A 24,265-nucleotide genomic window follows, 5' to 3' on the forward strand; every position below is an offset into this window, starting at 1 on the left:
GAAAGTGAACCTTATGCCCCTTTTTGAGTTTATTTGATTTGGATTAGGGGCTTTAGCTTCCTAATGCTTAATTTTGTTCTTTCGATTCAACTATTGCGCAAACCTTTACCTATGTCAGCAGAAAACCAATCCTCACAGGACCACATAGAAATATTTGGTGCGAGGGAACACAACCTCAAAAATCTGGACCTGGCAATTCCCAGAAACAAGCTGGTAGTCTTTACAGGATTAAGTGGAAGTGGGAAAAGTTCGCTGGCATTTGATACCATTTATGCGGAAGGACAGCGGCGCTACATGGAAAGTTTTTCTGCCTATGCCCGTTCATTTTTAGGTGGTATGGAGCGGCCAGATGTGGATAAGATCAATGGTTTGTCTCCGGTTATTTCCATTGAACAGAAAACCACTTCCAAAAATCCAAGATCCACGGTAGGCACGGTAACGGAGATTTATGACTTTATGCGCCTGCTTTATGCCCGCGCAGGTGAAGCTTTCTCCTATCTCTCCGGGGAGAAAATGGTGAGGCAAACAGAGGATCAGATCATAGATCAAATTTTCCAGGGCTTTGCAGGTAAGAAACTATCTATCCTGGCACCTGTGGTAAAAGGCAGAAAAGGGCACTACCGGGAGCTTTTTGAAACAGTAAGGAAGATGGGCTATTCCAAGGTTCGGATTGATGGATTGCTTGAGGAGGTGCAGCCTAAAATGCAGGTAGACCGCTATAAAATACATGACATTGAGGTGGTGATTGATCGGGTAATTGCTGAGGAGGAGGACAGGTACAGGATTAGCCAATCCCTGAAAACTGCCCTGCAAATTGGCAAAGGCATCATGATGTTATTGGATGAATCCGGCAAAATAGATTATTTCTCCAAATTCCTGATGGATCCGAAAACAGGTCTCAGTTATGATGAACCGGCGCCAAATGCCTTTTCTTTCAATAGTCCCTACGGGGCCTGCCCCACTTGCAATGGACTGGGAATCATAGAGGAGATCACCAGGGAAAGCGTGATTCCGGACCCCTCATTGAGCATCAGCAGAGGAGGGATTGCTCCCCTTGGCGAATACCGGGATATCTGGATATTCAAGAAAATTGAGGCCATACTCAAGCGCCACAAGGGCAGTCTGGCCACCCCCATATCAAAACTTGACGATAAGGTCGTCCAAACCCTGCTTTACGGTGACAAAACCGAAGTCGCAGTAGATTCCGTAAAGTATCCCGGAACCAAGTGGACCACCACTTTTGAAGGCATACTTAATTTTTTGCAAAAGCAGCAGGAAGGCGGCTCTGATAAAATACAAAAATGGATCGCTGATTTCACCAGCAGCCGTACCTGTCCTGATTGTGAGGGATATCGGCTGAAGAAAGAAGCCCTTCACTTTAAAATGGCAGGAAAACATATTGGTGAACTTGCACAAATGGATATCAGTACTTTAGGAGTCTGGTTTTCTGATCTGGAGGAACGGATGACGGAAAGGCAAAAAATCATCGGTGCGGAAGTCCTTAAGGAGATACGAAAGCGCATTGGCTTTTTACTAGACATAGGCCTGGATTACCTTTCCCTGAACCGACCCCTGCGTACCCTTTCCGGAGGTGAGGCCCAACGGATTCGCCTGGCTACCCAGATTGGCACCCAGCTGGTGGGGGTGCTTTATATCCTGGACGAACCCAGTATTGGATTGCATCAAAGGGACAATGTAAAGTTAACGCATGCCCTGAAAGACCTCAGGGATTTGGGTAATTCGGTGATCGTGGTAGAACATGACCGCGACATGATGCTCGAAGCCGACCACGTGGTGGATATCGGACCCGGGGCAGGCAGGCATGGAGGACAGATCGTGGCCAGTGGTACACCCCAGCAACTCTTATTGTCTGACAGCTTAACAGCCAAATACCTCAATGGGGAACTGAGTATACCGGTACCTGGGAAAAGAAGAAAGGGAACAGGCAAAAAATTACAATTAAAGGGGGCTAGCGGGCATAACCTCAAACGGGTCAATCTGGACATTCCTTTGGGAACCATGGTCTGCGTCACGGGGGTCTCCGGGTCAGGCAAAAGTTCTTTGATTCATGAAACCCTTTATCCCCTGCTCAACAGGCAATTTTACAATTCCAGGAAGGAACCCCTGCCCTATAAGGAGATCAGGGGATTGGAACATTTGGACAAGGTGATAGAAGTAGACCAGTCTCCCATTGGCAGAACCCCCAGATCCAATCCGGCCACCTACACAGGAGTTTTTACCGATATCAGGGCACTTTTTACGGAACTTCCAGAGGCCAAAATCAGAGGATATAAACCCGGGAGGTTTTCATTTAACGTAAAGGGAGGCCGCTGCGAGGATTGTGGAGGTGGAGGAATGAAGTTGATAGAAATGGATTTTCTTCCGGATGTGCACATTCCCTGCGAGACCTGTAAAGGTAAGCGGTACAACCGGGAAACCCTGGAAGTAAGGTTTAAAGGTAAATCAATCGCTGATGTACTGGACATGACGGTGGAGCAGGCAGTGGAATTTTTTGAAAATCAGCCTAAGATATTAAGGAAGGTCAAAACCTTGCATGAGGTAGGTCTGGATTACATCACCCTGGGCCAACATGCCACCACTTTATCCGGAGGTGAAGCGCAACGGGTAAAATTGGCCACGGAACTTTCGAAAAAAGATACCGGCAAGACTTTTTACATTCTGGATGAACCCACTACAGGCTTGCATTTTCAGGACATCGGGCACTTGCTGGAGGTGTTGAACAGGTTGGTAGATAAGGGGAATACCGTTTTGATCATCGAACACAATATGGATGTGATCAAAGTGGCTGACCATATTGTGGACCTGGGACCTGAGGGGGGAGAGAAAGGTGGAGAGATATTATTCAGTGGAAAGCCCGAAGATATGGTAGATCACCAAAGCAGTTATACAGCCAGGTTTTTGAAGCCGGAGTTAACAGGAAAAGTAGATGTAGAGGCTTGATGCCCGTTTTTTAAAATTAATGTTAACATAAAATTAATTTTCCGAAGATAATTTTAAAATTTCATAATTTACATTTCTACGGGAGTTATGATTTTTAAGTCAACTTTGTGGCGTTATTCAAACTGACTTACTAATCTATTACTCATTATGAAGAAAATTTTCAAAGGATTGACCGCTTTGGTACTGGCAGTAAGTTTACTTGCCGCTTGTGGAGAAGAGGAACAACCCAACAATTTTGTATCGATAACGGGAATACCGGCTACTGCCGTGATCGAAGCAGGTGAAACCGTAGGCCCGGTAACTGCCAGCATTTCTGCTAACGATGGTTTGGCCACTTTGGTGATCCGAAAAGATGGATCCACTCTTGAAACCATAAATTTTAATGGAGAAACTTCTGCAAGCCATGAATTTTCCTATACTTCTACCGATGAAGATGCCAACAGCAATGTGGTTTTTGAGTTTGTGGCTACAGATAGCAATGGAGACACGCAGACGGTCACACACGTACTTACAGTAGGGGCTGTGGCGACTACCATTAGAATTGCCGAAAATATTGAAGAGGATGCGGTATGGGAAACAGGAAAAACCTACATCTTGGGTGGTAGAATTACTGTAACCAACGGAGCTACGCTGACCATCGAACCTGGAGTGGTGGTGAAGGGAGAAACTGGCTCAGGAGCCAACGCAACAGCCTTGGTCATTGCCAGAGGAGCTAAAATCAATGCAGCAGGAGAGCCAGATCAGCCCATTATTTTTACTGCAGTGGCTGATGAAATCGAACCCGGCATGGTAGCCAGTCCAAACATGGATCCGGATATTGATGGCCTTTGGGGTGGTCTGCTTGTCTTGGGAAAGGCCCCCAGTTCTTTCGCTGGTGATGTGTCGGAGATACAAATTGAAGGCATTCCTCCTTCTGATACAAATGGACTTTATGGGGGAGATGATCCTGAAGATGATTCCGGAGTATTGAAATATATCTCCATCCGGCATGGCGGAGCCAATATAGGAGAAGGTAATGAAATCAATGGCCTGACACTGGGTGGCGTAGGCTCTACTACAATAATAGAGAACATTGAGGTCATTGCCAATCAGGATGATGGTATTGAGTGGTTTGGAGGTACTGTTAGTGTGAAGAATGCAATTGTATGGAATTCAGGTGATGATGCATTGGATACGGATCAAGCCTGGTCCGGTACGATGGATAATTTTATCCTGCTCTGCGGTGCCAACACCGACCATGCCCTGGAGATTGACGGTCCCGAAGGATCATTCAATGCTGCCCACACCCTCACAAATGGAACCGTAATAGGGCATCCAGCTTCTGAGTTAGGTGATTTTCGTGACGGTGCCAGGGGTACATTCGAAAACATATATTTCTTTGGATTTCCCGATCCGGCCGAAACTGATGGAAGGGGGGACTTGTCTTTAAGTGGAGATGTAAGCCTTGCCAACTTCGAGAACGGTATACTGAATTTTAACAACCTGGAAGTTACCCTGGCAGCCGGTGTGACCCTTGAAACCGTTTTCCGAAACGGTACCCATGAACATGCCAGTGAAGTGGCTCTTGGAGAGAACACTGTAGGAGCAGACAAATCAGCATTTGAAGGCTGGTCCTGGGCTGCTGTTGCAGGACAATTAGACGATTTATAATCACTGAAAACCAAATCATTTTTTAAAAGGGATGCCTCAGGCATCCCTTTCCTTACTTTTTATCATTACATCGCTGTATTTATTAAAAACAAAAAAATGAAAAGATTAATCTTAGGCTGGCTTTGCATGGGAATGATTTTCCTGTCTGCAAATGTGTCAGCCCAAAATGGTACCATCAGAGGGACCATATTTGACGCCGGGACCGGTGAACCTTTATTTGGGGTAGCAGTTTCTGTGGTAGGCAGTCAGACGGGAGCAGTTACCGACTTTGACGGGGATTTTGAAATTCCTATAGCTCCCGGAACTTATGAATTACAGGCTTCATTTATCTCCTTCAACGTCCTAAACCTGAAGGATGTGCAGGTAAAGTCCGGTGAAGTTACTGTTTTGGATAATTTAAAGATGGAGGAGTTTACCTCTGATCTGGAAACGGTGACCATCTCAGCAGAAGCTATCCGGACCACCGAAGCAGCTTTAATGACGGTAAAGAGAAATGCGGCCCAATTGATGGATGGGATTTCTGCGTCTTCTTTCCGACAGATTGGTGATGGTAATGCCGCTGCGGCCATTAAGCGGGTGACAGGGGTTTCCATTGAAGGAGGCAAATACGTTTACATTCGTGGATTGGGAGACAGGTACACCAAGACAGTACTCAATGGGGTAGATATCCCGGGGCTGGACCCTGACAGAAATACCATACAGATGGATATTTTTCCTACCAATATCATTGACAATATCATTGTGTCCAAGTCCTTTACCAGTAACCTGTCCGCAGACTTTACGGGTGGTGTGGTAGATATTGAGACCAAGGATTTTCCGGAGGAGAAAACCATGAGGTTTTCCCTTAGTGGAGGATACAATCCTTCCATGCATTTCAATGAAAACTTCCTGACAGCCTCAGGCAGTACTACGGATTTCCTTGGTTTTGACAATGGATACCGGGCAATCCCTACCAAAGGAGAAACCGATATTCCGCAATTTGGGGATGTTATCGGTAGTCCTTCCGGAGAAAGAGGTCAGCTGTACCAACGCATCTTAAGGGATTTCAATCCGGAATTTGGAGGGAGAAAAGAACAAAACCTGGCTAATTTTAGCATGGGATTCTCACTGGGCAACCAGGTAGGGCTGGGTAGCAATAAATTGGGTTATAACCTCGCCATTACCTATAAAAATACTTCTGAGTATTATAAAGATGCTCAGTACAACCTCTATGGAAAGCCAAGAGGTAGTGGAGACTTTGCCCTGGAGCCACTGGAACAATCCATGGGAAATTTTGGGGTAAACAATGTATTATTGGGAGGCCTGGCTGGACTGGCCTATAAAACAGACTTTTCAAAATACAAACTAAACCTGATTCGCCTGCAGAATGGCGAATCCAAAGTGGGTGTTTTCGATTTTGTCAATACCAATTTGGGAGCGGTCTTTGAAGCTGATCAGTACAACATAGAATACAGCCAGCGTTCCCTGACTAACCTGATGCTCAGTGGAGCTCATTTTCTTCCTGGAGGTGATTGGGAGGTCCAATGGAAGGTTTCTCCAACCCTATCCACGATTGATGATCCGGATGTACGGGTACTCAGGTTTCGCAGGCCAAACAACACCATTTCTTCAGAAGTGGGTTTGCCCCAGCGTATCTGGAGGTCCCTTGAGGAGCAAAACCTGGTGGGCAAACTGGATTTGACCAGAAATCATACCTTATTCGGGAAATCGGCCAGGTTGAGGTTTGGATCTTCCTTGACTTACAAGCAAAGGGATTTTCTTATCCAGGATTTTCAATTTTCCACAGGGAATACCACTTTTACGGGCGATCCCAATGAAGTAATGAATGAAGAGAATCTTTTCTCAGAAAACAATAGGAATGGTGTTCGCTACAACCCATTGTTTATCCCTAACAATCCCAACAGGTTTGACGCCAATTTACAAAATATCGGCATTTATGCGCACAGCGAGTTTTCACCCATGGAAAACTTAAAAGCCATCGTAGGCTTAAGGGCGGAAAAATACGAGCAATATTATACCGGTTCCAATCAGACCCAAACCATTGTTTTTGATAATGAAAAGGTCTTGGATGATTTGGATTTGTTTCCCACGATCAACCTGATCAGCAATCTGAAGGAAAACCAAAATATCCGATTATCCTTTTCCAGAACCATCGCAAGGCCATCTTTTAAGGAAATGTCCTTTGCGGAAATACTGGACCCCATTACCGGCCGGACTTTTATTGGTGCACTATTTCAGGAAACAACCAATGGAGGCGCCGAAGTGCTTTGGGATGGGCAGCTGGAAGCCACCAGGATAAATAATTTCGATCTGAGATGGGAGCAATTTCTTCCTGCCGGCCAGCTTTTATCCTTAAGTGCTTTTTATAAAACTTTTGATCAACCGATAGAAATGGTGCAGTTTTTATCAGATCCGGGTTCCTTTCAGCCCAGGAATGTGGGTAACGGTACCGTTGCCGGAGTGGAGCTGGAGTTGAGAAAATCACTGTCTTTTATGGATCCAAAGTTGGAAAACTTCTTTTTCACTTTTAATGGCACCCTCACTTCGTCCAGCATTCAGATGTCCGCTTCTGAGTTGCAGTCCAGAAGACTAACCGCCAGGGAGGGGGAAGTCATTTCTTCTACCCGGGATATGGCCGGTCAGGCACCCTATATCATCAATTCGGGCATTGCCTATAACAATTACGTATCAGGTCTGGAAGCGGGATTGTTTTACAATGTGCAGGGCGCTACCCTCAATTATATTGGGTTTGGTAACCGTACAGATACCTATACCGTCCCATTTCACGCCTTGAATTTAAGTCTGAACAAGACCTTTGGCGCAGAAGAAAGGGTACAGGCTGGCTTCAATGTTCAAAACCTGCTCAATCAGTCAAGACAGGAAGTGTTCAGGTCCTACAATGCTGAAGACCAGATTTTTTCCAGTCTCAACCCCGGTACATTGATCAATTTGAATTTCGCCTATTCGTTTTAATTCATTTAATAAACCACATGCATGAATATCCCTTCAAATAGGAGGGATATTTTTTTTGTTTTAATGTTAATAAATTGTTAAATTTAATTAACGTTGAATTAATATATACTCCAATGCGTGGTTTTAGCACATGTGTACTCTGGTTTTTTCTTCCTTTGCTGTGGCATGCCTCAGCTTTGGCTGGAGGGAATACGGATACGCACGGGGCGGTTCCCAATACCGGTAAAGCCTGGGTGGACTCCTGGAGGACTGAAAGTGAGCGGTTTGCGGATTTATATGAACTTTTGGAGAAAGATTTCAGGAAATTCGGGAACAGCGAAAAAATGGTCAAAAATATTTTTTACCGTGCGCACCAAAAATTATTTCACCGTTACCAACAGTTTACCCTGGACAAGGATGCCCTTGACCAGGGACTTTACGATTGTGTGAGCGGTTCCCTGATTTTGGCCACCTTCCTGGATTATTTTGGTTTTGCTTATGAAGTGAAGGAAACCACCTATCACGTTTTTCTGCAAGTTGAAGTAGAAGGCAAGCAATTGTTTTTGGAGGTTACCGACCCTCAGGGAGGCTTTATTGCCGATCCGGATGAAAAGGAACAATATCTGAGTGATTTTGCCAGGGAGTCTGGTAGTCAGAAATTATGGGAGGTAGATAAAATGGATCAGTCCCTTGGCACTCCACATATTTACCGATCCATAGACCTACAAAACCTGCTGGGACTGCAATATTTCAACCAATCAATCCGGTATTTCAAGGACGGCAATCCCCTCGCAGCCTACCAGTTTTCCATTACTGCTCTGAAGTACCATGATACCGAAAGGATCCGGGAATTCAGCTGTTTTTTAAAGCAGGAACTGGTATTGGCCGCCAATTAACCCTAGGTAGATTCTAAGTTTCCCAGGATTTTCATCAAAAAATATATTTTGATCCCTTTTCAAGGAAATTTGGACAGAATGAATTATCGGTCACGGGTATTACCGGTAAGTTTTTTCTGGCCATTTCAATGAAACCAATTGAGCTTAAACCGAGTCATTCGGCAAATCACCCTTTAAGGGCGTAGGGGATTTTTTCGTTTGTTTTTATGATTAACTCAAGTTCCGAAAAACGTGCTCTATTGAGCAGATAGGGCCATTAAGTTTGCTATGTTAACAGCTTTTCACCCCATTTTATTCAAAGTGAGGTGAAAAATTAACAAGGATTGCTCGTTTACAATACAATAAAGCCAAATTCGTAGCAACTATATTGCTGTTTTGAGGAATATGAATTAAGGGGATAGCGTGTGCGTATCCATTCAGACTGCCAGGGGTGCCTGGGATGTTTTCAATAGGTTTTATTATTCAAAACGGCACTCAGCGTGATCTTGTCTTCAGATAAGCTACTATTCTGGGTGCAGATTGCATCTTCCACACTTTTATCAGGAATAAAGGTATCTGCGGCATTTGTAATGCCGGTACCCATTAGAAATACGTAATGAACCGTTTCTGGACACGGATACAATTGGCCATAGGACAAGTTTTAGCTGTTTAATGTGCCGAAAATATTTGGGTGTATTTTCAACACCCTTTCCCGCCCGGCCTTAAAATGGCAAAAAAATAAAAAAATCCGTGAAAATCTGTGCGAATCTGTGGTTAAAAAAAAGGATGCACCACAGATTACTCAGATTAACACAGATAAATAATAGAAAAATGGGTCGATTTTGGAGCCAAAAAAATCTGTGAAAATCTGTGCGAATCAGTGGTGAAAAAGCTTCACAAATAAAGCACAAACTCCGTCTCCCCCTAAAAATACAATACATGCTTAAAAAAAGATTGTTTTTAATTTTTTTTATATTTTTTTAAAAATATATTTGCAACTAATGATTTTTTTTTTGCAGCTTAGCCTCCATAAAATATTTAGTTTACAAAAACCTAAAAAATTATGGAAAGATTATTTAAAAATTCCAGAAAATTATTGGCTTCTTTTGGAGTGGTGGCTTTTTTGATGGTAGCCGGCTGGCAGTTTGGTGTCGGTGCAACGGGTGCTGTGTTCTCGGAGTCGGAACTGGCATTGGAAAATGCGGTGGCGGGGAGTGATACTATTTGCCAGTTTATTGACAAAAAAAATATGACATTTAAAAAAGGATGTAAACCTGCTCCAGGATGGGTTTGTCACCCATGCTAGATGATTATTATAGAACTGTCTTAAAAAGGCAGTTCTATATTTTTATAATTATAATTATAATATGAACAAGTATATTTCAATATTTTTAATTATTCTTTTAATTAGCTGTCAAACCAATAACGACGGAAATTCGAGATCGCTTAATTCAAAAAACTCAGAAATGGTGGTGAATATTAATATTAATAATATTGCCAAACCATTGAAATTTTCAAAAATATTTGACTCTCTTTATTATGTACCTATAGAAATACCTAAGAATATTCCCGAAATTGCTGAAATATATAAAATCAAAGTTTTTGATAAAAAAATTGGGATTCTTGATGATTTTAATGCTGCACTTCATATAGTTGATTATTCAGGGAATTTAATCAATGCATTCTATGCTGATGGAAGTGAAGGTAAAGGTACATTTCAGGATTTGGAAGATTTTGAGATTTTGGGGGATACATTATTTTTATATCAAAGAAGTACTCAGGTAATTCATAAGTATAATATCTATAGCAAAATTTATTATGGAAATTTACCAGTTAATTTGTTATTAATTGAATTGAATTTTTTTCAAGACAAATTTTTTGTTTATGCTGATGAAGATCGTTTTGGACTTTCAGATCAGAGATCTAACAAACTACAAATTTTTAACAAAAGTTTTGATCATTTAATTTATTCCTCAATCCCGTATGTTCCTGGTAGAGATGAATTTGATACTCCTCAAAGGTTTTATAAATACGCTGACAGGATTTATTTTTCGGACATATTCAATGATACAATTTATTCTTTTAAGGGAGATGATATCTTAGCGGAATATGTTATAAATTGGGGTTCCTACCATATTCCCAAACAGCTTCTATTTACTAATGATCAAGAAACTATAGCAGGAAAATTTTTTGAACAGAAATATAGGGGATTTAAACATTTTTTGATGGCTACTGAAGATTGGTTGTCCTTTTGGTATCGACAAGGATTGGATCAGAATTTTTTTTTCTATGATAAAAATTCCGAAAAAGAATTTAACATTTCTTCCTTTGTTGATGACAAAAATGGAGGTACACTTCCATTTCCCATGACGTTTGATTTTAAGAATGACTTGTTTATATCCGTAATCCCAAAAGAATACATAGAGTATGAACAAAAAGAATTTGACGTTAAGTCTAACTTAGGAGATGTATTTAGTGAAGAAAATTTAAATTACTTGCTTTTCTATCAGATTAAAAATTAAATCATGAAATTATTGTATTATTTAACGCTATTTTTTCTTGGATTTTCGAGTGCTTATTCTCAATCGATCAAAATTAAACTGGTTGACGATACTACAAATGAAGCTTTACCTAATCGTAAGATTTCGTTTTTTCCAAGTAAAGAATTTTTAATAACCAATTCCGAAGGTATAGTAGGATTTAATCCAGACAGTATAGTTACTGATGAAATTTTAATTTCAGGGTTTGCTATTGATGACACACTTATTTCTATTGATAAAATAAGTAATTTAGGTGAAATAAAGATAAAGGTTAATGATATATTACTAGAAACTTTTGAGGTGAAAACTAAAAGATTGGAAACATTATTAGTTGGAGATTCAAGCTACTTAGTGAAAGAAGAGAAAAGAGCAAGAAAATTAGGGTCTTTTAGTGATTCGGGTGAAATGTATTTAAATGATATGAGGTATGGTTCATTTGTAAAAACTCCTAAAAGAGAAGAAATATTCATTTCTAAATTATTTTTTCATGTAGGATCTTCATTTATAAAAGACAGTATTTTGATTGATATAAGAATATTGGGTAATAAAGAAATGCTTCGAATTAAACCAATGAAAGTCTATACCCTTGATAAATTTATGGATTTGGCACCCAAAGCAATGTTATTTGAAGTTAATCAGATTGGGTGGAACGAAGTAGTATTTGAACCACCCATATCTATTCCTGATTACTTGGATTCTATATTTATATTACTTGATCAATGGGAAGAATCTAATTCATTCACCATTTCAAAACAGAATTTCTCGAAGTCTGGGATAAAATCAATTTTCTTTAGCCACCCAAACAGGGTGTGGGTGGCAGATCTTCCTGATAACAGTTTTGCTGCGTTCATGGTAGAGTTTTTGGTTGATTAGATACTTTAAAAAATCGTATATTGTGGACCGAGAACTCTAGACCAAACTGCTGCAATTCTTATCGAAGGAGAACATATTTAATCTCCTAGTTTGTTATAAAAGTTGTTAACAAACAATGAATAGCTTCATTCATGCTGCTTCACAATTTTTGTGTCTGGTTAAGAAACACAGGAAACATGTTAGAAATATTTGGTGTTTATTTTTATTCTAGCCTGTACGTCTGAAATACCCTGTATCTACGAACACGGATACTAAACATCTCCGGCTGATCAAAGGGAAACTCCCCCCGGGTAAATTCCCGGTATTCCTGCCCGGACCGGAAATTAAACAAGGTCACGAAAAATTGCGCCTCCTCGATGCGGTCTACAAATACCAGCCTTTCAGCTTCTTTTTTGGGAAAGTTCATCGTATTGATCTTGCCGATAAAATCCCGGCTGTAGATCCGGAGTTTCCTTTCCGGATATTTTTCCAAAAGCCGCATCAGCCCCTGCCGGTAGGATACCCCGTAGTAATCCCGCTCAAAGTTGCGTTCCACATCGCCTGCCAAAGCGTTGAAGTAGACGCTCTGATGGGGATGGTAGCGGACTATTACGTAGACGGTATGTACCAGGTCTATTGCCAGGAGCAGGAGTAATCCGGCCAGCAACAAACGGACGGAGCGCAACCGCTTTTTTTTCCGGTACCAAACCCAAAATATATGCATCCCCCATACACCGGCATAGACTAGAAAAGGGTACACAAAATACAGGTGCCTCCAGCCATTGTAAAGCACAGAGCCCAAAACGATCACCGACCCCAATGGGATCGCCAGTGCGCCCATTGCGACCAGGTCAATTCCCGCAGTCCGGTTTTTTAGCCACCTCCATTTCCACTTCAGGTTCCGTTTTACCATCCCTGTTATACCCAATGCCATCAACACCAAAAAGGAAAGCGGCGTGGTAACACCTATCCATACCGGAATGTAATGCCAGGGCAGGTCAGTAGATCGCACCAGCTCCCCCATGTACAGCATCTCCCCATACCAGCGGAAACGTTTCATGCTGTTGAAGGAGTGCAGAAAGCTTCCTACCGGATCCTCCCACAATACCGGCCATAGCAGGAAAGTGAACAGCAGCAGAAAAATCAGGTAACTTGCCGTGCGTTTCAGAAAAGCGAACAGGTAGCCTTTTTCATTCCTAAGGACCAATAAATGCAAACTCAGGTAGCCCAGGCTTATCAGGGGCCATACCACTCCTACTACCCTGCTGCCTATGGCCAGCCCACAGGCAAGGCCGTGGAGCACAGGACCGTAGCGGTCCCGCCAGTCTACAAAGCGGATATGGGTGTAAAAGGCAAACACAAACCAGCAGAGCAGGGGAATGTCCTTGGGATTGTACATGCTGTCCCCAAAGATGCGGGGGCTGAGGATGAACATCAAAACCCCCGCCATCGCAAGGGCGACGGACCCAAACCTGCGGTACAGGATCCGGTAAAAAACCACACAGGCAGCCCAGAACAACACAAACACCATCAGGTGCCGGAGCCGGAATACGTCCCGGCTATTGTCTATACCCAGGGCAAGCTCCAGGCCGTAAGCCAGGGTCTGAAATAGCATCCCATAATCCCGGTGGTCATAGGTAGGCAGGTGCGCCCCGGTCTGGTTGGGCACATCCGGAAATAAGCCTGAGAGGTCCCTGATATATTCAAATGCCACCATGCCATGCCTGCGTTGTATGGGTTCGTCCATGCTGATTCCGTAGTCGGCTATCAGCCAGGTGCCCAGCAGCAGGTAGGCAATAAAAAACAACCTGAGCCAATCATTCATCGGCAATTACGGGAGAAGGTCCGCTTTCCGGCAGGGGCAGCAGTGAGAGTGCCAGGCCGGCCAGGGAAGAGACTGCCAGGGTGCTGAAAAACAAAAAAGTAAAGGCAATGGCAAGCCGCTCTTCTATAAGCAGGTACTGATAGCCGTAAAGGAAAACGAGCTCCCTGGCGCCCACGCCACCCAGGGTAAAAGGCAGTACCGCTACCACGGAGGATACCATAAACAAAATCAGGTAGTCCAGATATCCTACTTCAACACCAATCGCCAGCAGAATAAAGAAAGCACAAAGCAACTGCCCCAACTGTACCCAAAAGGAAAGGTGAAGGGTAGGCAATATCACGGTAAACAGCTCCGGAAAAAACCGGCGGTTGACAATCCAAAACAGGGGCAGGGTAAGCAGCAGCCCGGAGAAGCTGAGCGGTCCGATATAGGGCATGTCCATCAGCCGGCTGCTGAACAAAACCAGGCCAAAGGTAAGCAGCACCAATAAGGCCAGACCGCTCAGTCGGTCCATGAGGGTGGCCAGCAGCAGCTTTTTGGTGCCTCCGAGGCCCTGCTGACGCAGCAGGTAGACTTTGTAAGCATCTCCACCCACGCTGCCGGGAAGAAAGAGATTGTAAAACATCCCGATATAATAGAGCAGCAGGTTGTATTTTTGGGAAATCTTCACCCCAATGGCGGAATAGTAATGGTTTAACCGAAAAGCGGACAAAACTTTGGAAAGATTAAAGGCCAGAAAAGCCAGGAGCAAATAAAAAGGATCGGCTGAAAAAATGGCGTCAAAAATAGCATCCGGATCTACGATACGGAAAACAAAAAAAAGTGCCGTGGCTGAGAGTACAAATTTCAGCAGCCACTTGGCAATATCCTTCTTTTTGAGTTTATTCATGCACTAACTAAACAATAAATATGATAAAATCCAATAGCCTGGCTGTATTATTTGTTTATTTTCTGATCCTATTTTGCCCGGGCTGTGGGGATAGCTGCCTGTCCTATGCCCATTTTACCGGCGGATTTTCCGAATTGACACCTCTTGAGAGCCGGCATATCGTTTTACTTTATACCAAAGGAGATTATGCTAAGGATACTTTGGCCTCGATGTTAGAGACCTATGACAGGGCCTATGCACTGGCGGCTGCGCTCATGGGCAGGGAACCGGCACCCGCTGCCTTTAATACAGAGAAATTGCCGCTGGCCATTGTTCCACTGACCTGTGGCCCGGGCTGCGGCAGGATCGGTCAGAAAGGCATGGAGATTACCGAAGAAAAATTTGAGCGGGTCTACAGGGAATTTGTAACCAGCGGCCGGCATGACCACCTTTTTTTCTATGAACTGGGGAGGAATTTTTGGTTTTTTGATTCACCATCCGAAAACCCGGGTCTGTCGGATATTCGTACGGGCTTTGCGGTATTTTTCAGGGACCTGCTGCTTCGTGAGCTGGAGATAGAGAGGGCACCGATAAATGGAGATCCATACGCAGCCTATTTGCGCAAGAAACGAGAAAAATGGGAAGCCTTCCGGGCCGGGGCTGCTGACCGGGACTGGGAGGAAATGCAAGAGGCTGTGCAGCGGCATTTTCCGCATGGACCACTTTTCTGGTCTTCGCTATGGGAGGAGGCCTTTCTCAGGCGGGAAGATCTGATACAGGAAACCCTACAGGAAGGAAAGCCCCATCCCATGAAGGATGAGGCATCCTGGTGGCGGTTTCTAAATCGTGGGTACGAAGCGGACGAGTAACTGTCCTTAAGAAAAAAGGTGCACCACAGATTACGCAGATTAACACAGATAAAAAAGACAAAAAAATGGGTCAATCCTGACACCTAAAAAATCTGTGAAAATCTGTGCGAATCCGTGGTAAAAAGACTTCGAAAATAAGCACAAACTCCGTCTCCCCCTAAAAACACAATACATGCTTAAAAAAAGATTGTTTTTAATTATTTTTATATTTTTTAAAAAATAATTTGCAACTAATAGTTTTTTTTTGCACATTGTCTCCTGTAAAACAGTTAGTTAAATTAAACTCAAAAATTATGGAAAGATTGTTTAAAAATTCCAAAAGACTAATGGCCTCACTGGGAGTGGTAGCTTTTTTGATGCTACCCGGCTGGCAGTTTGGGGTCGGTGGTACTGAGGCGCAGTTTTCGGAGACGGAAGTGGCTTTGGAAAATGCTTTAGAAGGAAGCGGAGGATCAGGAAGCTGGACGTGCTATTCTACTTATAGTGAATGTTGGTTTTGGGGTTGTTCTACAATTTATCGATGTGGAAGTACCTGTGACACAGTGAGTGCAGATGCTTTCATGGATGCTTCGACTTGCCAATAATATTTTTTCAACAAAAGAAAACCTGTAGATTTTATTTAAGGTTTTCTTATATCATAAATTTATTTTTCAAATAGCTTGATATTTTGATGAAAAAAATAGTGTTTTTAGCAGGACTTTTTCTGTTTTTTATTTCGTGTCAATCCAAGGATTCAAGTAAAAGGATACTGGATGAAGTTCCTAATGCTGTTGGCCTTGAGTCCAAGGAACTTTCTTTAGATAATTTTCCTTTATTACCGTCCAAATTAATATTATTGTCGGAAAAAGCTGTCATTTTTAACAATGCTAAAAAAGACCTTTTTAAAGTATATAGTTTACCCTCCTTTGACTTTCTTTTCAGTTTTGGTGAAATAGGAGAAGGGCCGAATGAATTTAGTTTTGTTGATCCAAATTCCGTGCAGACTTTGAACGAAAATTTAGTTATATTTTCCGGTTCGCAAATCACTAAGGTTAAACTTGAAAACGAAAAGGAGAAGTTTACTGAACGGATAGAGGTACTTGAAGGAAGTTCATCGCCCATAAACAGACTTGTTTTAATCAATGACTCCATTTATGTGTCAGATATTTGGGAAGCAACTCCTGGGGGAGAAGAACACCTATTGGTGAATTTGGTGAGCAATGAAGAGATAGATAAATTTGGGAGATATCCCCAAGATCCTTCTGGTGATCAATTGAAACCTGGTGAGAGGTACCGCCAGTATATGAAGACATTAGTATCCCATCCCGGAAATGGTAGGCTGGCGACTTTTTACATTTATCAAAACTTAATAAAATACTATAGCGAGGATGGAGAATTGCTTCAAGAAATAGAGGTGAATAGTGACTACGCTAATGATTCAGACGGTGATGACTTTACATACCGTGTGGAACCTTTTGCTACCAAAGAATTTATTTATGTCCTTCATGTAGGAAAAACAAAGAAAGAAGCAATTGAACAACCTGATGCTTTTCGACCGCATTTGGAAATTTGGGATTGGGACGGGAACCTAGTAGAACGTTATTTACTGGATCAACCCATTACTACATTTGCCGTCTCCCCAAAATTTGAGAAATTATATGGGATGTCCTTTTTTAAGGAAGATGTTATTTTTGAGTATAATTTAAAAAATAGTAAGAATTTAAATTTGGGAGACAGTGAAAAGAATCAAATTGAAAATGATTATTATCAGATTGAATTGCCAGCTGGATGGAATTATGCAACCAATATTGCTGAAGAAAAAAATGTAATTCGAGAAAAAAATGACTTTTATATAAATTATGGTGGCTTTGTCAGGGAAAGGACTAAAGATTCTTCTGGCTGCGGTGCTTCTATTCAATTATGGCTTTCTAAACCAATCAATGAAGATTTTGATATTTCCGCGTATATTGAATCAAAGTTTGCTGATTTTAAGTCAAATAGCGATCTAGAAGAATTGAGCGTTCAGCAATTTTCTAACTCCATGGGGAAGGGGTATATTCTCAGATATGATACCCGGTCTGTTGATCCAAAAGGTAGAGAAAATCACCATAAATGGGAAAGAACTATCTACGAAAAAGAAGGGATAATAATCGAGACTTCATTCGGCAGTTGCGACTTGTTTGAACGTTATTATGATGAGGTGCAATTGGCTTTCGCATCTTTGAACTTGAAGGGAGAATTACCTTGAAAAGAAATTCGTCCTTTCGTTCATTCTCAATTTCAAAATGAAAAGTTTTAGGGTCTTTTGTCTAATAATAGGCGTGATTTTCGCTTGTGCCGACGACAAGCCATTTGAACCCTATTTTCAGAAGGAAAACGCCTGGGAATGCAACAAGTCCAGGGACCTAATATCCCGGGAGGTACTGGAATTCCCCCTGGATTCCAGCCTTCGGTTTTCAACCAATTCTCTTGGAGTAACGTCTATCAGGGGAAGGGAATATTTGAGCTTTCTGGATGCCGATCTAATGACACTGGTGATATTTGACTATAAGGATCCCGATAAGTTACGTAAAGTCCAATTCGAGTACGAAGGGCCAAATGGAGTGGGGAACTTGTCTAATTCAGCGCATTACCTCCATACCTTTGACTCCATTTACCTTTTCCATCACTGGTCGGGAGCTTTATTGCATATGACGGATTCCGGTAAAGTCGCCAATCGCTATCCGCTTACAGATTATAGTGATCCTGCTAATTTTCCTATGCCCTTCCCTTCCACTACCTCCCCTATACTATATTCACAGGGAAAACTATTGATTCCCTGCACAACTACACTGTATCAAAGTGATTACCGGAACTATCCAAGCTCATTAAGCGTGGATTTGACGACGAATAAGGTTCAATTCCTTAGCCTGTTTCCGGAATTATATAGCAAGGCACATTGGGGGCCGAAATTCAAATACGAACCAGGTATGGCCTATAATCCTGCCACTGAGGAATTGGTGCTGAGCTACCCCGTGGATCCTTTTCTCCAAATCGTTAATCTTCGGACAAAGGAAGTAAGCCAACACTTTGTAGGCTCTGAGTACTTTGAGGCCATTCCCCCTTTCAAGCAAGACCCCTCTCACTATCTCAAGAGGGTCAAGGGTACCATATACCCGGAAGAAGACGACCATGGCTTGTCTACCTCTGATTATAGGGGAATATATTATGACCAAAATCAAAATCTCTTTTACAGGGTGGCGCTAATCCGGCCTTCGTTGGAAAAGCTATCCGTGTCCAGGGCACCCGACTTTTCGATTATCGTTCTCAATGAGCGTTTCGAGAAGTTGGGAGAGCGTTTATTTTCCTCAAAAGTCTATGATCCGTCAAAAATTTTCCTTTCTTCCACCGGGATCAACCTTTTCCGCAGGGATATGTACAATGAAAACGAAAACAAAATAGCCATTGAGGTATTTGGGCCGGCTGAAATCCGGGATAATTAGGACTCTATTTTTAACAATTCATGCTGGTGGAAAAACAGGAGCACCACAAATTACTCAGATTACCACAGATAAAAAATGCTACTGGGTGAAGTATGTCACTTCACCCTGCTATCTTCGCCTTCGTAAATAGAAAAGAGCCGGTCGAAAGCCATTTGAAATGGCTAATCGTGCAGGTTTTATATAACCATTTTTACGATCTAACTTTAAGAAATGGCATTATAAATACCTAAGGTTTCGTATTGCATGGTATATTAGGGATGTAGTTACAAACTCGAGCATGACTCAATTAATCTTGTAGCACTTCACATCGATCGTATTGTGGATCAATATCTATAAATACTTCTTCCTTTGCCAAAACAAACCAGTTGGATAAAATTTCTTCTTCTTTTTTTCGGCGGGCCGCTGCCTTTAATTTCTCATAATCATCTGAGAGATTGGCTCGGTGGGCAGGAAACCGCTCTTTATAATACAAGATGCGTACACCAGGTTCGGATCGGTTGGTTCGCTGGTCCACATCCTCGTACCTGATGGGTTGGGTGATATCGCCTATTTCCATGCTGTCAAGGGTGAAATAAAGCACCGGATCTTCCAGTGTCCGTAAGGTTAAACGATTGGAACCGGTACCGGGATCGGTAAAAAAACCTCCATTGTCTGAAGTTTCCCTGTCGTCAGAATGTTCTTTGGCAGCTTTGGCAAAACTTATTTTTTCATCGACGATTTGCTGGCGGAGACTGTCCAGGTACCTTTCGGCTTTCTTGATGTCATTTTCCGAAGGGGTCGGAATGATCAGAATATGGCGGGAATTGAAGGTATTTCCACGTGTTTCCAATAGCTGTATCATGTGAAATCCAAACATGGTCTCCACAGGATCACTGATTTCTCCCTGTTTCAGGTTAAAAGCGGTGGCTTCGTATTCCGGTGCAAGCTCACCCCTTCTGAAGAAACCCAGGTCTCCTCCCTGAGCTGCCGATCCGGGATCATCTGAATATTGCCGGGCCATGCTGGCAAAGTCAGCATCTCCAGAAAGTATCCTTTCTTTAATCGATAGCAATTGTTCTATTGCCTTGTCTTTTTCTTCCTGGCTCACTTCCGGTTTTTTGACAATCTGACCAACAGATACTTCTGCAGAGAAGAAGGGCAGGGAATCACTGGGTATGGAACCAAAAAACTTCCGAACATCATTGGGAGAAACCTCCAGGCCTTCGGTAATCACTCCCTGCATTTTTTGCACAACCAACTGCTCCTTAACGGCATCCTGAATTTCACTTTTCAGCTGGTCCCCGGTTTTGCCATAGGCCTCGATTAGGGTTTCTTCGTCTCCTCCGAATTGCTGCAATACCATATTGAATCGCTGGTCGGTCTGGATAATCACTTCCGCTTCCGAAACGACTACTGAATCTATTTCAGATTTGGCCATCATCATTTTGTTGATCAGCAAGGATTCAAAAATTTGGCAGCGGCTGGGTGTTTCCACTCCTTCCTGGGCCTGGGAAATGGCCTCCAGATAAGCTTTTTGAAGGTCTGATTCCAGGATGATATAATTATCTACCTTGGCGATTATTTTATCCAATACCTGTCCGCTGGGCTTCTCTTCCGGCGTTTCGGGACTGCTGGAGGCAGTAGCTAGCGAATCCTGGGCAAAGCCTATCTGTTGACACAGCAGGCCGAGGAGTATAAACAGGCTTACCTTTTTTCCCCATTCATTCATATATGGTAAATTCATTGTTTTCAAGTGCATCGTTGTAAATATCTCTTTTTAGTTTTTCTGCTATTTCCACCCTTCTTTTGTTAACGATAATTTTGGAGATTTCGTCTCTGACAAACTCAAGCGGAGGTACCTGATCCCTCAAGCGGTATTCCAGGATTTTGAAATAGTAGGAAAAGGTTTCATCATCCACACTGATCAATTTTTCATTCCGGAGTAGCTGAACCTGATTGTTGTTTTGGGTAAGTGGGGTATTGATGATAATGTCATCAAATTTTATCCAGGTAGAATCTTCGATAAAGTAATTGTTGGCATAACGAATAGCGAAGTCTTTTAGTTCTTCTTTCTGACCTTCCTGTTCGCTGTTCAGCAAGCGCTCCAATTGCCTTTTTTGCGGGAGTGTTTTTTCCAGTTTGATGAAATTGGTCCGCACAATGATTTCCTTCAAGGCGAAGTTTTCCTTATTGGCCTCGTAATAGGTTTGTATTTCCGATTGGGTCACCTCATTGTCCAGGCTCTTTTCTACAAAATTTTTCTCATACTCATAGGCAATCAGGGCATACCGGTAATCCAGTAATTTTCGGTTGATTTCCGCTTCATTCAATGTGAGGTTTTTTGATGCCTCTCTGATCATCAGCTGTTTTTTGACCCAGCTTTGGATGTACCTGCCAACCAATTCCGAGGAATCCAGGGATGATGTTGTCATTTCCTTACTGATATGGTCAATGTCTGCATGATACAGGTTGGCTGTTCCCACTGTGGCTACAATGGGATTGTCAGGGTCCTCCTCTTCAGTTTTAATGCTAAAAAGGTCACAGGAGGCCATCAACAGCACCGTGCCTATGGCTAATAGGGCCTTACTTTTCAAGGGATTGATAAATTTTTTCTTTTTCATCCTCATTGATTTGGATGGTGTATTTTTCATTTAAGCGTGACAGCAGTTTTTTTTCCAGGTATTGCTGGTAATCCTGAATCAATTTGCCCCTGGTTTCTTCAAATTTTTTGGGAGTCGAAGGAATAAGCTCCCCTATTAAGACCAAAGTGGTTTCTCCCCCTACTTCTGTTTTATGAAAGGACTGGTCCAGATCAAGGGAAGCTAACCATTCATTTTTATGGATTTCTACATCCTTCTGCTCAAAGGTAAACAACAACGGATCATCCTGTAGAAATTTTTCTTTTAATGTTGATGCCATCTCTGGTTCGTAAGTGCGACCGGAAAGCCAATCGGCTACTCCTGAAAGGTCTTTTCCGGGCTGTGCCTTTAAAATCAATGCCGGTACACGCTCCTCCCAAATGTAATCGTGACTGTTTTGCCGGAAATAGTCCTGCTGACCAGCGCTGTCTTCCACTGCTTTTTGCCAAACCTCCTGATTCATCAGTTCAAAAAGCAACATGCCGTTTTTGTACTCATTGATCAGTTGCCGGTAGTCTGCATTATGGGCATACAAATACTCTTCCTCCCAGGTGGCCAGCAAATCCTGTAGGTAGGGGTTATACATGGCTTCAAACGTATCATTCAATGGGCGCTCTTTATCCGGAAAAGCGGACTCCATGAAGGAAATAAAGTTTTTTAGCCCCGCTGTTTTCCAGTCGGAGTGAATCAGTTGATCGCTATTCCATGCTGCTTCAGATAGTTCGTTTAATAATTCCCGTACAGGCTTGCCCTGAAAGGTGTTAAACAACTTATTGAGCCCGGCTAGCAGGGATTCATTTTCTTTCACCTGTAGCTTGTCTTTTTGCAGTGCCAGGACCTTGTCCCGGAGCATATTTGATTTACTTCCCCGAATGATCCTTGACTGTATCACAGGCTTTACTTCTTCAAAGGAGGGGACAGGCCGACGTCCTTCCAGCCGTATGATGTGGAACCCATATTCCGTTTTGACCGGAGGGGTAAAATCACCTGCTTTTTCCAGAGAGAAAGCAGCTTTTTCAAATTCAGGAACGATGGAGCCTACACCAAACCAGGGGATCAGCCCCTGATCGGCTTTACTGCCCTGATCCTCGGAATAGGAAGTCACCAATTCCGACCATTGCTCCGGGTCAGCTTGTAAGGTTTGGTAAAGTTCGACTATTTTTTTTTCGGCCATGGATTCACTCTCCGGTTGCTCCGCATGGGTTCTGATCAGCAGGTGAGAGACCCTGATTTGCCCCGGATTCTTTTTCCGGTCTTCCAGCCGGATAACATGGTATCCAAAATCAGATAAGACAGGATCAGATATTTCTCCTGTTGAAAGCCCAAAAGCGGCTTCTTCAAAGGGTAAAACCATCTGAAGGGCTGTGAAATACCCCAAACTGCCTTTATTGCTTTCCGCTGAGGGATCTTCTGAATACTCCTGTGCCAATTGGCCGAAATCTGCCCCATTTTCTGCCTCAGCTTTTATTTTATGAGCCATTCTGAAAACGGCCAGGGAATCCTCTTTGCTGGCATTGGGAGGAAATTGCAGCAAAATGTGGCTGGCTTTTACCATTTCATGCATCCGCTCGTAGACCTTTTGCATTTCTCCCTCTTCCAGCTGGTTTTCCAACAGGTATGGTTTGATGATATCCGCTTTAAAAGTGTCGAATTCATCACGGAATTCCTTGGATTTATCCAGACCCAAATCCATGGCATATTTTACCTTGAGCTTGTAATTTACAAAAAGCTCGAAATTCTCTTCAAATTGGCTTTTAGATAAGGGTCCTTCAGCTCTTTGGCGGTTCTTATTCAATATGTATAAAAACTCTTCCCTATCTGAAACGGTGCCATCTATTCTGATGAGGTAGTCTGTCCGGGACTGACTTACCTTGTTTTGATCAGTAACCTGAAAAGCACCTGCAAATAAAATTCCCGACAAAAGGAAATATATATGCTTCAAATTCATAGGACAATGGGTACAAATTAGGCTGCAATGTTACGAATTTTACCCCACAATTCTGGAAGAAGCTGTGGATAAGTAAACGGATTTAACATTTATTTGGATTTCAGCTTTTTGATCAAGCGGCAGGTATTGAAAGTAGGTTCGGTTTCAAATTCGATTTTATCCATGATTTTTCTGACCAGAAGTAGTCCCAGCCCTCCTTTGCGCTTCTCTTTGATCACCGCATTGATTTCCGGGGATTTATATTCTATGATATTAAAAGCTTTACCCGAGTCTTTGATTTCAAAAATAATGGTGTCCTGATTGATGTGGACTTCCAGCAGAATATGATTCAGAGGATTACAATCATGGGAATGAATGATCAGGTTGGCGCAGACTTCTTCCACTGCCAGGATCAACTGATTTTGAATGATTTCACTCAAACCGCTGGCTGACAAAACTCCGGATAAAAAACCCCTAAGCTCCGCCAGTCGGCTTTTCTCACAATATAGCTTCAATTCATGCTTCATAAAGCGCTTTTTCGGCTTCCTCCCTGGTGTTTTTGATGCTAATCAGTTGGTCCAAACCAAGTATATGGAAAACATTCAATATTTTTTCATTGAGTCCGAAAATAACGAAGGCAACCTCTTTTTCATGAAAATCTTCCAGATAAGACATGAATACGCCCAAGCCGGCGGAAGAGATGTATTCCAGTTCCCTGCCATCCACCAAAATTTTGGCTACATTTTCAGAAATAGCCTGCTGGATAACTTCGTCCAGTTCTACCGAATTGCTGGCATCTACCTCGCCATTCAATGCAATCACCAGGTGATCTCGCTCAGACGCTTTATTGATTGATAACATACCCAA

The 24,265-nt window shown here is 42.6% G+C and carries 18 protein-coding genes; 11 read left to right on the forward strand and 7 right to left on the reverse strand.

Annotated elements, in window-relative coordinates:
• Positions 1 to 111 precede the first annotated feature (111 nt).
• The 7 genes from uvrA (at position 112) to GL182_RS01800 (ending at position 11,851) form a co-directional block, all read left to right on the forward strand.
• A complete protein-coding gene (gene uvrA, locus GL182_RS01770) occupies positions 112 to 2,961 on the forward strand; it encodes an excinuclease ABC subunit UvrA (RefSeq protein WP_163377845.1) in 2,850 nt (949 codons plus the stop codon).
• Between the two features lie 147 nt (positions 2,962 to 3,108).
• Positions 3,109 to 4,611 (forward strand): hypothetical protein, encoded by a 1,503-nt coding sequence (locus GL182_RS01775; RefSeq protein WP_163377846.1) that lies wholly within the window; start codon positions 3,109 to 3,111, stop codon positions 4,609 to 4,611.
• 96 nt (positions 4,612 to 4,707) lie between these two features.
• Complete coding sequence (locus GL182_RS01780) at positions 4,708 to 7,584, forward strand: TonB-dependent receptor (protein ID WP_163377847.1); 2,877 nt, start codon at positions 4,708 to 4,710, stop codon at positions 7,582 to 7,584.
• 113 nt (positions 7,585 to 7,697) lie between these two features.
• The gene (locus tag GL182_RS01785) at positions 7,698 to 8,459 is read left to right on the forward strand and encodes a hypothetical protein (protein WP_163377848.1); all 762 of its coding nucleotides are present in this window, start codon (positions 7,698 to 7,700) and stop codon (positions 8,457 to 8,459) included.
• Between the two features lie 1,042 nt (positions 8,460 to 9,501).
• On the forward strand, positions 9,502 to 9,744 hold the full coding sequence (locus tag GL182_RS01790) for a hypothetical protein (RefSeq protein ID WP_154855643.1): 243 nt from the start codon (positions 9,502 to 9,504) through the stop codon (positions 9,742 to 9,744).
• A gap of 61 nt (positions 9,745 to 9,805) precedes the next feature.
• On the forward strand, positions 9,806 to 10,960 hold the full coding sequence (locus GL182_RS01795; RefSeq protein WP_154855645.1) for a 6-bladed beta-propeller: 1,155 nt from the start codon (positions 9,806 to 9,808) through the stop codon (positions 10,958 to 10,960).
• Positions 10,961 to 10,963: 3 nt separating this feature from the next.
• On the forward strand, positions 10,964 to 11,851 hold the full coding sequence (locus GL182_RS01800) for a hypothetical protein (RefSeq protein WP_154855647.1): 888 nt from the start codon (positions 10,964 to 10,966) through the stop codon (positions 11,849 to 11,851).
• Between the two features lie 202 nt (positions 11,852 to 12,053).
• On the opposite strand, the gene GL182_RS01805 is transcribed toward GL182_RS01800, so the two are convergent.
• Positions 12,054 to 13,655, reverse strand: coding sequence for a hypothetical protein (locus GL182_RS01805; protein ID WP_163377849.1), 1,602 nt, complete (start codon positions 13,653 to 13,655; stop codon positions 12,054 to 12,056).
• Positions 13,648 to 14,544: a lysylphosphatidylglycerol synthase transmembrane domain-containing protein gene (locus GL182_RS01810; protein ID WP_163377850.1), complete on the reverse strand. Its 897-nt coding sequence runs from the start codon at positions 14,542 to 14,544 to the stop codon at positions 13,648 to 13,650. The genes GL182_RS01805 and GL182_RS01810 overlap by 8 nt, the downstream gene beginning before the upstream one ends.
• 20 nt (positions 14,545 to 14,564) lie before the next feature.
• Between GL182_RS01810 and GL182_RS01815 the strand changes: the two genes are divergently transcribed.
• From GL182_RS01815 to GL182_RS01830, 4 genes are all read left to right on the forward strand, one after another.
• A complete protein-coding gene (locus GL182_RS01815; protein ID WP_163377851.1) occupies positions 14,565 to 15,392 on the forward strand; it encodes a hypothetical protein in 828 nt (275 codons plus the stop codon).
• Positions 15,393 to 15,685: 293 nt separating this feature from the next.
• On the forward strand, positions 15,686 to 15,976 hold the full coding sequence (locus GL182_RS01820) for a hypothetical protein (RefSeq protein WP_163377852.1): 291 nt from the start codon (positions 15,686 to 15,688) through the stop codon (positions 15,974 to 15,976).
• A gap of 86 nt (positions 15,977 to 16,062) precedes the next feature.
• On the forward strand, positions 16,063 to 17,619 hold the full coding sequence (locus GL182_RS01825; RefSeq protein WP_163377853.1) for a BF3164 family lipoprotein: 1,557 nt from the start codon (positions 16,063 to 16,065) through the stop codon (positions 17,617 to 17,619).
• Between the two features lie 37 nt (positions 17,620 to 17,656).
• Positions 17,657 to 18,853 carry a DUF4221 family protein gene (locus GL182_RS01830; protein WP_163377854.1) on the forward strand — a complete coding sequence of 399 codons (1,197 nt, stop codon included), beginning with the start codon at positions 17,657 to 17,659 and terminating at the stop codon, positions 18,851 to 18,853.
• A 286-nt stretch (positions 18,854 to 19,139) separates the two neighbouring features.
• On the opposite strand, the gene GL182_RS01835 is transcribed toward GL182_RS01830, so the two are convergent.
• The 5 genes from GL182_RS01835 to GL182_RS01855 form a co-directional block, all read right to left on the reverse strand.
• Positions 19,140 to 20,576, reverse strand: a complete 1,437-nt coding sequence (locus GL182_RS01835) for a peptidylprolyl isomerase (protein ID WP_163377855.1) — start codon at positions 20,574 to 20,576, stop codon at positions 19,140 to 19,142.
• Complete coding sequence (locus tag GL182_RS01840; RefSeq protein ID WP_163377856.1) at positions 20,554 to 21,453, reverse strand: peptidyl-prolyl cis-trans isomerase; 900 nt, start codon at positions 21,451 to 21,453, stop codon at positions 20,554 to 20,556. Before GL182_RS01840 ends, GL182_RS01835 begins: the two co-directional genes overlap by 23 nt.
• The gene (locus tag GL182_RS01845; RefSeq protein WP_163377857.1) at positions 21,416 to 23,419 is read right to left on the reverse strand and encodes a peptidylprolyl isomerase; all 2,004 of its coding nucleotides are present in this window, start codon (positions 23,417 to 23,419) and stop codon (positions 21,416 to 21,418) included. The genes GL182_RS01840 and GL182_RS01845 overlap by 38 nt, the downstream gene beginning before the upstream one ends.
• An 89-nt stretch (positions 23,420 to 23,508) precedes the next feature.
• Positions 23,509 to 23,925: an ATP-binding protein gene (locus tag GL182_RS01850; protein WP_163377858.1), complete on the reverse strand. Its 417-nt coding sequence runs from the start codon at positions 23,923 to 23,925 to the stop codon at positions 23,509 to 23,511.
• The gene (locus tag GL182_RS01855; RefSeq protein ID WP_163377859.1) at positions 23,915 to 24,259 is read right to left on the reverse strand and encodes an STAS domain-containing protein; all 345 of its coding nucleotides are present in this window, start codon (positions 24,257 to 24,259) and stop codon (positions 23,915 to 23,917) included. The genes GL182_RS01850 and GL182_RS01855 overlap by 11 nt, the downstream gene beginning before the upstream one ends.
• Between the last annotated feature and the right edge of the window lie 6 nt (positions 24,260 to 24,265).

This window comes from Cyclobacterium sp. SYSU L10401 (genome assembly GCF_010993705.1).
GTDB lineage: Bacteria > Bacteroidota > Bacteroidia > Cytophagales > Cyclobacteriaceae > Cyclobacterium.

Coding starts and splice junctions, on each gene's coding strand:
- uvrA (WP_163377845.1), top strand. CDS start 112: ATGTCAGCAGAAAACCAATCCTCACAGGACCACATAGAAATATTTGGT.
- GL182_RS01820 (WP_163377852.1), top strand. CDS start 15,686: ATGGAAAGATTGTTTAAAAATTCCAAAAGACTAATGGCCTCACTGGGA.
- GL182_RS01800 (WP_154855647.1), top strand. CDS start 10,964: ATGAAATTATTGTATTATTTAACGCTATTTTTTCTTGGATTTTCGAGT.
- GL182_RS01835 (WP_163377855.1), bottom strand. CDS start 20,576: ATGAATTTACCATATATGAATGAATGGGGAAAAAAGGTAAGCCTGTTT.
- GL182_RS01810 (WP_163377850.1), bottom strand. CDS start 14,544: ATGAATAAACTCAAAAAGAAGGATATTGCCAAGTGGCTGCTGAAATTT.
- GL182_RS01855 (WP_163377859.1), bottom strand. CDS start 24,259: ATGTTATCAATCAATAAAGCGTCTGAGCGAGATCACCTGGTGATTGCA.
- GL182_RS01845 (WP_163377857.1), bottom strand. CDS start 23,419: ATGAATTTGAAGCATATATATTTCCTTTTGTCGGGAATTTTATTTGCA.
- GL182_RS01830 (WP_163377854.1), top strand. CDS start 17,657: ATGAAAAGTTTTAGGGTCTTTTGTCTAATAATAGGCGTGATTTTCGCT.
- GL182_RS01790 (WP_154855643.1), top strand. CDS start 9,502: ATGGAAAGATTATTTAAAAATTCCAGAAAATTATTGGCTTCTTTTGGA.
- GL182_RS01785 (WP_163377848.1), top strand. CDS start 7,698: ATGCGTGGTTTTAGCACATGTGTACTCTGGTTTTTTCTTCCTTTGCTG.
- GL182_RS01795 (WP_154855645.1), top strand. CDS start 9,806: ATGAACAAGTATATTTCAATATTTTTAATTATTCTTTTAATTAGCTGT.
- GL182_RS01825 (WP_163377853.1), top strand. CDS start 16,063: ATGAAAAAAATAGTGTTTTTAGCAGGACTTTTTCTGTTTTTTATTTCG.
- GL182_RS01840 (WP_163377856.1), bottom strand. CDS start 21,453: ATGAAAAAGAAAAAATTTATCAATCCCTTGAAAAGTAAGGCCCTATTA.
- GL182_RS01815 (WP_163377851.1), top strand. CDS start 14,565: ATGATAAAATCCAATAGCCTGGCTGTATTATTTGTTTATTTTCTGATC.
- GL182_RS01850 (WP_163377858.1), bottom strand. CDS start 23,925: ATGAAGCATGAATTGAAGCTATATTGTGAGAAAAGCCGACTGGCGGAG.
- GL182_RS01780 (WP_163377847.1), top strand. CDS start 4,708: ATGAAAAGATTAATCTTAGGCTGGCTTTGCATGGGAATGATTTTCCTG.
- GL182_RS01805 (WP_163377849.1), bottom strand. CDS start 13,655: ATGAATGATTGGCTCAGGTTGTTTTTTATTGCCTACCTGCTGCTGGGC.
- GL182_RS01775 (WP_163377846.1), top strand. CDS start 3,109: ATGAAGAAAATTTTCAAAGGATTGACCGCTTTGGTACTGGCAGTAAGT.